7 protein-coding genes and 1 pseudogene are annotated in these 10,336 nt (G+C 71.2%); 6 read left to right on the top strand and 2 right to left on the bottom strand.

Features of this window, described 5'->3' with window-relative positions; translation table 11 throughout:
* Both ACZ4Z4_RS35925 and ACZ4Z4_RS35920 read right to left on the bottom strand, forming a co-directional pair.
* Nucleotides 1-193: carboxyl transferase domain-containing protein (locus tag ACZ4Z4_RS35925; RefSeq protein WP_468337178.1), on the bottom strand; the 193-nt coding region annotated here is incomplete at its 3' end.
* A 156-nt stretch (nucleotides 194-349) separates the two neighbouring features.
* A complete protein-coding gene (locus tag ACZ4Z4_RS35920) occupies nucleotides 350-520 on the bottom strand; it encodes an acyl-CoA carboxylase subunit epsilon (protein ID WP_468337215.1) in 171 nt (56 codons plus the stop codon).
* 511 nt (nucleotides 521-1,031) lie between these two features.
* On the opposite strand from ACZ4Z4_RS35920, the pseudogene ACZ4Z4_RS35915 reads away from it, so the two are divergent.
* The 6 genes and pseudogenes from ACZ4Z4_RS35915 (at nucleotide 1,032) to ACZ4Z4_RS35890 (ending at nucleotide 10,253) form a co-directional block, all read left to right on the top strand.
* A pseudogene (locus ACZ4Z4_RS35915) lies at nucleotides 1,032-1,794 on the top strand (MerR family transcriptional regulator).
* Between the two features lie 641 nt (nucleotides 1,795-2,435).
* Nucleotides 2,436-3,029 carry a glycosyltransferase family protein gene (locus ACZ4Z4_RS35910; RefSeq protein ID WP_468337175.1) on the top strand — a complete coding sequence of 198 codons (594 nt, stop codon included), beginning with the start codon at nucleotides 2,436-2,438 and terminating at the stop codon, nucleotides 3,027-3,029.
* Nucleotides 3,026-4,546 (top strand): glycosyltransferase family 4 protein, encoded by a 1,521-nt coding sequence (locus ACZ4Z4_RS35905; protein WP_468337172.1) that lies wholly within the window; start codon nucleotides 3,026-3,028, stop codon nucleotides 4,544-4,546. The genes ACZ4Z4_RS35910 and ACZ4Z4_RS35905 overlap by 4 nt, the downstream gene beginning before the upstream one ends.
* Nucleotides 4,543-6,975: a glycosyltransferase family 4 protein gene (locus tag ACZ4Z4_RS35900; protein ID WP_468337169.1), complete on the top strand. Its 2,433-nt coding sequence runs from the start codon at nucleotides 4,543-4,545 to the stop codon at nucleotides 6,973-6,975. The genes ACZ4Z4_RS35905 and ACZ4Z4_RS35900 overlap by 4 nt, the downstream gene beginning before the upstream one ends.
* Nucleotides 6,976-7,032: 57 nt before the next feature.
* On the top strand, nucleotides 7,033-8,766 hold the full coding sequence (locus ACZ4Z4_RS35895; RefSeq protein ID WP_468337167.1) for a hypothetical protein: 1,734 nt from the start codon (nucleotides 7,033-7,035) through the stop codon (nucleotides 8,764-8,766).
* Between the two features lie 110 nt (nucleotides 8,767-8,876).
* Nucleotides 8,877-10,253 (top strand): SMP-30/gluconolactonase/LRE family protein, encoded by a 1,377-nt coding sequence (locus ACZ4Z4_RS35890; RefSeq protein ID WP_468337164.1) that lies wholly within the window; start codon nucleotides 8,877-8,879, stop codon nucleotides 10,251-10,253.
* Nucleotides 10,254-10,336 lie beyond the last annotated feature (83 nt).

The following is a 10,336-nucleotide window of genomic DNA, read 5'->3' as shown; positions in this document are numbered from 1 at the left end:
AACCCGTGGCCCGGTGCCGGCGCAACTGCTCGACCTCAGTGAACGAATCCGGGTCCAGCAACAGCTCGATCCGCTCGCGGGCCGTCAGCTTGCCCCTGGCGTGCTGCGCCTCGGTCGCCCTCTCACTCGGCCCGCGCAGTGCCTCCGCACGGATCTCGTGCAGTTCGGCCACACGCCCCGCAGCCGACCCCATACTGGCCCCTGCCCCTGCCCCTGCCACCATCACAGCCCCCTTCCCACCCATACCAACCCAACAGACCAACAGTCCGGCTAACCAGTGAGACGAGCCACACCAGCCAGTCGGCAGTACGCTCGGCCGGTTCTCACCGCGCCGGGGCAAAACGGAACGTCACCTCCAGCTGTGCGGAGCCCGGTACATCCCGGCATACTCCGGAGGCCGCCACACCACCCGCCTCGCCGCACCTTTCGATGCCTGTTCCGGCGGCTGGTCCGCCATCAGCGACATCAACGCCACCGTCAATGCCGCCAACTCCTCCTCACTGACTTGACCCCGTACCACCCTCAACAGAGCAACTGAATCCTTAACAGCAGTCACAACCCCACCCCCTCACCCACCCACCGTCGGGCCCCCGCCTCAAAAGCGACTCGCATCCCCCTCAAACACCCACTCCAAGCTGATGCTGGCGGTTGTTGGCGTAAGCCAGTGGAGGCAGTACTCCAGCCCGGACGAGGCCTCTGCCTCTCTGGTTCTCTGGCTGCCCGAGTGCGTCTGAACGGGCCCAGCCGTGAGCACCACGGTGGCGCTGTTGCTGCAGCAAGAAGTCCACTGAGGGGCCACCTCCAAAACTACGAAGAGGCATGGCAGGTGTGGTCGGAACGGGGTACCAGCCAGATGATCTCGGCCGAGTGGGGGCCTGAACAGCGGAGACTCAGCGATCGCAGCCGGAAGGACAACGGCTTCTTCATCCCCCTCTGCGGGATGGGCTTGAAGCTGCCGCAGCGGAAGTCTCTACCGTCCTGAGGAGAGCCGGAAATGCCGGCTCGGTGAAGTACTCGCGAGAGAGGCGGCGATGGCCTGGCCGATCGCGGAGGTCGCCCGGATGTCGGGGGTGACGGCCCGGACACTGCGGGCACTACGACGAGATCGGCTTGCTGCCGCCGGCCTGGATCGGGGCCAACGGACACCGCTACTACGAGGATCGTCAACTGCTGCGGCTGCATCAGATCCTTGTGATGCGGGCGCTGGACCTGGGGCTGCCTGAGATCGGCCGGATCCTGGCCGCGCAGGTCGACGAGCTGGAGGCCCTGCGGGGCCATCACCGTCGGCTGCTCGCCGAACGGGACCGGCTGAATGCCTTAGCTGTCACCGTCGCCCGCACGATCACCGAACTGGAGGAGTCCGGGAAGGACGGCACGGACATGATCAGCATCAGCCGCCCGGAGAACCTGTTCGCAGGCATACGGTCTGCCGAGTGCCTGAAGGCCCTTCGCGGCTTTCCGGAGTTGGTCGAGGCCCTCGAACAGCGCACCTCGGCGCTGAGTGAGGCGGAGATAGAGGCCGATGAGCGCGACCGCACGGCTCTGATGATCCGGCTGGCCGAGCTGCTGGCCGCCGGCCTGCCCGCTGACGCCGAGGCGGTGCAGACCGAGATAGACATCCAGTACCGGACGCTGTCCCGGGTCCGGGCAGCCACGGCTGAGGAGTACCGCGCGATCGGGCGGGCCTGTGTGGAGAACGAGCACTGGCACGCGGCGTACGAGTCGATCGCGCCGGGCCTCGCCGCATATCAGCGGGCCGCCATTGAGGCGTACGTCGCAACTCGGCTGCGCTGAGCCGGGGCCGGGCCGCTGCCACGGGGGTGCGGCGGCCCGGTCGGCCGGGCCGCGTGCGAATTCCGTCGGCATAGGTTCCACAAGTGTCGAGGAACCCGCACCTCGCCCCGGCGAGGCCCCCTCCGGGCGCTGCCGATCACCAAGAACATCGATCCCGCCCCCGAAACCGGAGGCCTGACCTACCATCAGGTACTGGTGACGTGCCTGATGATGCGAGGTGCACGGCGAAGTCCTCGCCCATGGCGAAGCGGATGTGACCGAACGCACCAACCTCGTGACCGGTGGGACGACGACGATCCGCGCCATCTGAGCCTGACCGGAACAGTGTCCGCGCCCGTCGCGCGTGAATTTTCGCTGGCACTCGCCCGCAGAGACTCACCCGCTGAAACTCGCCGAGAAATGGCGATGCGAGGATGCGGACGCAGGCGATGAGTTCCGCGGAATGGCTCTGCGCATATAGGCGTGTGAATTTCTCCGGCTGAACACCGCCACGGTGTGGACATGTTGGCCGAAGGATTTTCGGATTCCTTTTCCGGAGTCGTGCGCCGCCGCTGTAATGAGCGGGCGGCCGGGGCCCCCGGCGGATGGGACCTCGACGCCCGCCCGGCCCGGGGAGGCCGTGACCCGACAGGAGTTCAGACATGACACACGCCATCGCCCTCGCCATCGCCACTACACCCCGCGCCCACGCCCGCGCCCACGAGCCAGCACCCCCGGACGCGGACCTGAAGATGTGCGCACCACGGGGTAAGGGAGCCGCGGTCAAGCGTGGTGTGGTCACTTCCCGGGCCCACAGGACCGACTTCTGCCACCCCGACCCGCCTCAAGCGCCCCAGCGGCCACGAACTGCCCGGCCGACGCCCGTGACGGCGGTCGACGACGAGGTGCGCCTCCTGTTGGGGGGCTGGCCGGTGGTCATCGGCGCCCGCCGCTATACGGACACGGCCACGCACACACAGTGGGGCCTCAAGTTTTTCCGCACATACCTGGCACGGAGGTTGTTCGCGGGCGTCTCGTCGGTCGGCTGCTTCGCGTCCGACGTGGGGATGATCGGCCGAGCCAGGGCCCTCGGAGTGGGCATCGTGGAGTCCCCCGTCGTCGAAGGCGACCAGCCGTGGTCCAGTTTCCGAACCGGACAGGACGAACTCCGACCCGGACAGCACGGGCTGCGGGTGGCCGGCGAGTTGTGTCGGTTCCACCGGAGTCGCCCCGCCTCCGCGAGGGCCGCGTCATGAGCCTATCCACCGTGTTCCCGGGCGTCGCCCGATGGCGTGGAAACCACGTGGTGCTGTGCAACTGGCGCGACGCTCGGCACCCCCAGGCGGGAGGCGCCGAAGTTTACTGCGAACAGGTCGCCCGGCAACTGCACCGCGCCGGCGTCCGCGTGACCTACTTGACGTCCCGGCCGCGTGGCACGGCCCCACGCGAGCACACCGAGTGTGCAACCGTGGTCCGCGCGGGCGGGCGGTGGAGTGTCTACCCGCTCGCCCTGCTCTGGCTCGCCCGGCACCGCCGTCGCATCGACGCCGTCATCGACTCGCAGAACGGGATCCCCTTTTTCGCGCCGCTCGTCCTGCGGCGGCGAACTCCTGTCGTACTGCTCATCCACCATGTGCACCAGCAGCAGTTCGCCCTCTTCTTTCCCAGGCCCGTAGCGGCGTTGGGCCGTTGGCTGGAGTCAGCAGGCACCCGCATCGTCTACGGACGACGAGCCATCTGCACGGTCTCTCCGTCGTCCCGCGCACAGATCCGTGGACAACTGGGGCTAGAAGGGCCCGTCTCGCTGGCGCCGCCGGGGCACGCGGCCGTGGCCACAGGCACCCGCGCCGAGCACCCGCGCATCGTGTGCGTGGGCCGGCTTACGCGGCAGAAACGGCTGCACCTGCTGGTCGCCGCTCTGCCTACGATCCGCGCGACCGTCCCCGGAGCCGAACTGCACCTCGTCGGGGACGGCGGCTCCCGGACGGAATTGGAACAGGCCGCCGAACGGGCGGGCGTCAAAGACCACGTCGTCTTCCACGGGCGGCTGCCCGCGCCGGATCGCGACGCGCTGGTGGCCTCGGCGTGGCTGACCGTCCTGCCCTCCGTGCGCGAGGGCTGGGGTCTCTCCGTCATGGAGGCCGCGTCGGCCGGCGTACCGGCGCTCGTCCATGACGTACCCGGTCTGCGGGACGTGGTCCGCCACGGCGAGACGGGCTGGCTGCTGCCGGAAGGGGACATCGACCTGGGCACCGCCGCCGCCCGGGCGTTGCGCGCGTTGGCGGATCCCGCGCGCGCGGACGCGTACGCCATCGCGTGTCGCACCTGGGCGGCGCGTTTCACCTGGAGCGCCACCGCCGGGCATCTTCTGGCCGCGCTCACCGCCGAACGCACGCGCCTGGGGAGCGTACGTTCCGATCGACAGGTGTCACGGCAGGTGTCCGACTCCTGCACCGTGGTCACTCTCCCCCACGATCTGCTCCTACGGGCGGACACGAGCGTCCTGCACGTCACCGACCTGCTCGACACCCGCGGCCCTCGGGCCGCCCTGCTCCTGACGGGCCTGGACGAACACGGTGCCCGCGAGGTCGTCGCGCGTGCCGGGATCGACCTGTCAGACGCGCGGGTCAGGACCCGGCTCGCGCGCCACAGCGACCTGCTGGGCTGGGAGAGGCATCCCGCTGCCCCGCGAGCCCGGCGGGCCGTGCCGGAGCCCCGTACCCCTTGCCAGGCAACACGCGACCGGCTGTCCGGACCGGCGAGCACCCGGTGACCTCCGGCCGGACCCCCTTTCGCCCTCGGGCCTCCTCGGCCCGCGACGACATCCCTCCGGCACATAACGACAACACCCGCTCGGCCCGCCACGGTACGTGCTCGGCCTCCGACGACACCCGCTCGGCCCGCGACGGCATCCGCCGGATCCCACGGCTCGCGGCGCTGCTCACCGCCGCCGCGCTGCTGACCGGTGCGGTCAACTACGCCGGTTCCCTGCTCGTGATGCGCCTGCTGCCACCGCCGGAGTACTCGTGCTACGCCGCCGTGGCCGCCGTTCTGCTCGTGGTGGGCGCCCTCGCGGGCGCGACCATACCGCCGCTGGTGGCCCGCGCGACCGCAGGCGGAGCCTCGGGGCCCGCGACCGGGCCCTGCCTGCGGATCGCCGTGGGAGCCGCACCGGTGACCGCGCTCGCCGCCTGCGCGGCGTGTTTCTCGTACGCGACGACCGGCCTTCTCGCCATGGTCGCCATGGCCGCCGTGGCCGCCGTGGCGGTGACGGTCCTGTGGCTCAGCGCGGCCGGTTTCGCGTGCACGCGGGCCCGTCGTACGTTCCGCCTGCTGGCGGTGGTGTGGACGGCGGAGGCGGTGGCGTGGCTCGCCCTGACGGCTGCGGCTGCGGCAGCGGGCGGCGGCATCAGCACCGGCGCCGTCGCCGCGGTCGCAGCCGCAGCCGCAGCCGCAGCCGCAGCCGGGAGCACGGTACTGGTGGGCCTGGCGGCACAGGCACCACAGCCCCGACCCGGCAGACCGCGACCCACGGCGGTGCCAGGCGCCCCCGGTCCGGCACCCGCGGCGGTGCCCGGCACACCGCGCCCGGCACCCGCTCCACCACCCCCGGAACTGCACCCGGAACTGCACCCAGAACCGGAATCGGGCTCAGGCTCGGGCTCGGGCTCGGGCTCGGGCTCGGGCTCGGCCTCGCACGGACACTCCGGCACCGGCCTTGCAGCAGGCGGCCGTTCCGCGTCCGCCCCCGCGGTGGCGGCCGCCCTCATCGTCGCGTGCCCGCTCGCCGCGCTGGGGTACGGCGCCGCCGCCGATGACCTCATGACGCCGGCCTGGGCCCCCGCAGCCGTCGCCACGGCCACCGCCGGTGCCGTCTCCTCCCTGATATGCCGCCGGGCCGGGCGAGTTGAGCGGGGCCGCCGCGTCCGTCGTGCTCTGCTGGCCGCGCCCATCCCGTTGTTCACCCTCTGGGCCCTGCGCCCGCACCCGCTGCCCTCGTGCGTGGCCGTCGTCGTTCTCGGCGCGGTGGCGGTGAGGTGGGCCGCCGGACGACAGCGGCGCCCGGGGCCTTTCCGGGTCCTGCACCTGGCGTTCGAGGATCCCCGTGCGCCCGGCGCGGGCGGCGGGTCGGTCCGTACCCACGAGGTCAACCGGCGTCTAGCCGCCCGTGGCGTGGAGGTCACCGCGGTCTGCGCGCCGTGGCCCGGGTGCCGGCCCGCGGTCCGCGACGGTGTGCGCTACCTGCCCGTCTTCCGGCGTTCGGCGAGGCTCCTGCGCCACCGGTTCGCGTGCCAGCTCGCGTACTTCGCCGCCGTCACCGTCGGCCTGCCCGCGCTGGTGCGCCGCGTGGACCCGGACATCGTCGTCGAGGACTTCGCCGCGCCCTTCTCGTCCGTCTGTGTGCCGTGGTGCACCGGGCGGCCCGTGATCGGCGTCGTCCAGTGGCTGTCCGCGCGGGAGAAGAGCCGGGACTACCACCTGCCGTTCGGTGCCGTGGAGCACTTGGGCCTGCGGTCGCACACCACCCTCGCCACGGTCAGCGAGGGCCTCGCCGATGAGGTGCGCCGCCGCCGGCCGGGAGCGCACGTCGTGGCCCTGCCGAACGGCTTGGCCGCGCTCCCTTTCACCACCGGGCCGGCACGAGCAGGAAACCATCTGCTGTACCTCGGGCGGCTGGAACGCACCTCCAAGGGACTCGATCTCCTGCTCCGGGCCTATGCCCGGGTCGCCGCCGAGGTGGACACCGACCTGTGGATCGCGGGCGACGGTCCGCACGCCCGGGCGATGCGTGAACTGGCCGAACGGCTCGGCACCAGTCACCGCGTCCGCTGGCTGGGGCGCGTCGAGGCGGACGCCCGCTTCGAACTGCTGGCCGCCGCACGCCTGGTGTGCGTGCCGAGCCGGTACGAGACCTTCGGCCTGGTCGCGGCCGAGGCGCTGGCGTGCGGCACCCCGGTGCTGTCCTTCGACATCCCGTGCCTGCGGGACCTGGTGACCGAGAAGACCGGAGTGCGGGTGCCACCGGGCGACATCACCGCCTACGGCGACGCACTGGCCTCCCTCGCCCGTGACCCGGAGCGCTGCCGACGGCTGGGAGCCGCGGGACCCGCCTCCGTACGCCACCTCGACTGGCAGCGGACCGCGTACCGGCAACTCGCGCTTTACCAGCGGGTTTCGCGCCACCGTGACACGCCCGCTTGACGGGTCCGTACAGCACCCGCGGGCTTCTTCGAACCTCCGTGAAAGGAAGCGCATCCCGTGAACCACAACCCTGCCGATTTCCCTCAGGAGGACGGTCAGGCGCCCCGACAGGAGGACGGTCCGCCACCCCACGCTTGCCACCTCCTACCCGCCCTCACTCACCGGCTGCGCGCAGCCTGCACCCGTCGGCGCGTCCTGCTCGCGACGGCACTGGGCGCGTTCTTCGCCTGCGCGCTCGCCCTGCGGCTCACGGCGGTGCGACACGCGTACGACATCCATGTGGATGAGTGCTACTACGTCGCAGTCAGCCGGAACCTGGCCGCAGGCGAGGGACTGACCTTCGAGGGCGGGTACTTCGGGCTGCACCCGCCCGCCCTGTTCGCCCTCCTGGCAGCGGTCCTGAGCGCCACGCACGGCCCGCACGACCTGGCGGACGCGGTGTTGGCCCTGCGGCCGGTCATCGCCGTCACCGGGGCCCTGTCGGTCACCGCGCTCACCGTGCTGCTGCTGCGTACCGTACGCCCGGCCGTCGCCTGGGCCACGGGGTTGCTGCTGGCGCTCGACCCGTTCCTCGGCCGGTTCGACAGCCGCGTGTTCCTGGAGTGCCAGACGATGGCGGCGGCCGGTCTGGGCATGCTGATCCTGACCCGCGCGGCCGGGAGACGCCGTGGGCGGCGGGCCGCCGGGTACGCGGCCGGGCTCTTGTTCGCCGTCTCCCTCACCACCAAGGACTGGTACGTGACGACGACGCTCCTGCCCGTCGTCGTGCTCGCCGTCGTCTCGCGCGGTGCCGAGCGCCGGATGCACCTGACCGCGGCGGCGGTGGCAGCCGGAGGCTATGGCGCCTACCTCGCTGCGACCTTCGCGGCCGGCCACTGGGCGGACTGGCGTGCGCAACGGCTCAGCGGGCTGCGGCGGGCGGCGGGAGTGGACAGGGTCACCGGGTTCGGCAGCCCGGACAACACCGCCGCGCTGCCGGACCGGCTGCACGAACGCCTCGGCGACCTCGGAGTCTCCTACGCCCTGCTCGGCCTCGGTCTCTGCGCCACCTGCTGGCTCGTGCGGCAGCGGCTGAACCGTCCGCGCCTGTTCACCGGCCGTCCCGGGCGGACCGTGGTCACGGTGTGGGCCGCCTGTTCGCTGCCGTCGCTGCTGTACGCCGCCGTACTCGGCACGGTCGAGGAGCAGATGTTCTATCCGCCGCTGCTCGTCTGCACGCTCGCGCTCGCTGTGGCCGCCGACATGCTCCTGCCCAAAGCCGACATGCTTCTGCCCAGACCGCCCTCGTGGCGGCAGCGCGTGCCCCGTGCCGGACACCGGCGCGCGGTCTGCCTCGGCGCGGTCTTCCTGCTGACCGCCACCGCCCTCTGTGCCGACGCGGTCGTCTGGAACCGCACCCACGAGCGGCACGACGACGCGCTGCGGCGGACGATCTCCTGGATCGACAGCCAGGTCGTCAGTGACGAGACCGTACGCGCCACTGACGACACCCTGGCCGTGCTTGTCCCCGAGGCCCGTCCGCCGGACTGGAACAACGGCCGGACCCACTACAAGTCCTCCCGTCTCCCCGGCACGGACTACGTGCTGGTCACCCGAGAACTGGTGGAGCAAGGCTACGCCTTCATCGATACGGGCCTCCACGCGGAGCTGCGCCGTCAAACACGCCTGGTGCACACGGAGTTCGGCCGGACCGCCGGGGCCGTCGAGGTGTACGACACCAGGTGGCCCGGGACCGTTGCGATGTACGACACCAGGCGGCCTTATGGCCCGTTCGTCCAACAACGGCCCTGATACGGCTTATGCGTGGTGCGCACAGCGCATGCCCTCCTTGTGCGCGGCCGCGGACGCTTCGTGCGGGGGTCAGCCCCGCCGGGCGCGGACCGGCACGGAAAGGGAAGCACATGATGAAGGAACAGGACCGCCCGGAGACGCGGCGCGGTCGCCGCAACAACCGCCGGGCCGCCCGGCTCGCCACCGCCGCGCTGGCCGTGGCGGCGGTGGCCGGAACCGCCCTGGCGTCGGCGTCGGGGACGAGCGCCGCCGAGAAGGGCCGCACGGTCATCGAATGCCCGACCCAGGACAAGACCACGTGCGTCAACCTGGCGAAGATGCAGGGCGGTACGTACGCCGCGGTGGCCGACTCCCAGGGCCGCGTGTACTCCGTCGACCACAACGGCGTCCTCTGGGAGATCGCCTCCGACGGCATCCGCCAACTGGCCAAGGACCTCGGGTGGGTCACGGCGGTGGCCTTCGACGAGGACAGCCGCACGCTCTACTTCGGTGACGGGGCCTCCGACATCAGGAAGCTGTCGCTCGACGCGGAGAACCCTCAGCCCAGGACCATCGCCTCCACCGGCTTCGACGACACGAACGTCGACGGCCTGGCGCTCAAGGACAACACTCTCTACATCGCAGTCCGCTCGCAGATCCAGAAGCTGGATCTCTCGGCGGAGAACCCCAAGCCTCAGACGGTGGTCAGGGACCTGCCCACCAGGAGGGCGCTGGTGGTCGAAGGTGACTCGGTCTACGTCATCCATGACGACGCACTGTGGAAGCAGCGCATCGACAAGTCGGGCTACCAGCCCCAGAAGGTCGCCGACCTCGGCACCGGCGGCCCCTACGGGCTCGTCCGGGACGGTGTGGGCAACTTCTTCTACGTCAACGACGGCGACCTGTACCGCCTCGCCGCCGGCAGCACGAAGCCCGAGAAGGTGGCCACCGGCATGAAGGCGGGGTACTTCAGCGCCGTGACGATGGACCGCAACGGCAACTTCTACCTGGGCAACGACGCGGGCGACGTGTGGCGCGTGTCCAAAATCGGCGAGCCCGTCGGTGGTGGCGGCAAGCCGGACGACCCCCACGCCGGCCTGGAGATCGCCGACGTGGCGAACGTGTGGACGGTCGCCGGGCGCAACGCCGTGCCGCGGGTGAAGGTCACCAACACCGGCAGCACCCACATCGGGAAGAAGGACGTCACCCTCAAGCTCGGTCCGGCCGGCGTGCGCTGGGGCCACAACGTCGTCTACTGGGACAAGGACGGCCGGACCAACGAGGCGCAGTGCACCGAGGACTCCAAAGACGCGACCGTGTCGCACTGCTCCGGCGTCGACCTGGACCTCGACGCCGGTGAGTCGGTCGAGCTGCGTACCGAGGTGGGCACGAGCGCGGACCTGAAGGTCTGCGAATTCCCGTCGGTGACGTGGGAGATCGCCGGCGAGAGCGGCCGGTCGACCTTCGTCATCAAGGACAAGGACGGCAACCCGAAGAGCTGCGACTGACGCCGCGGGCCCGCCCCTTGGCTCCGCAGGTGAGCACAGCGCCGGCCGTGGCCCACAGGCGCGGGTGAGCACCCCCAAAAAAA

Source organism: Streptomyces sp. NPDC030245 (genome assembly GCF_055572995.1).
Note: the sequence above shows the minus strand (reverse complement) of the source record. Positions and strands in the feature narration are given on the sequence as shown.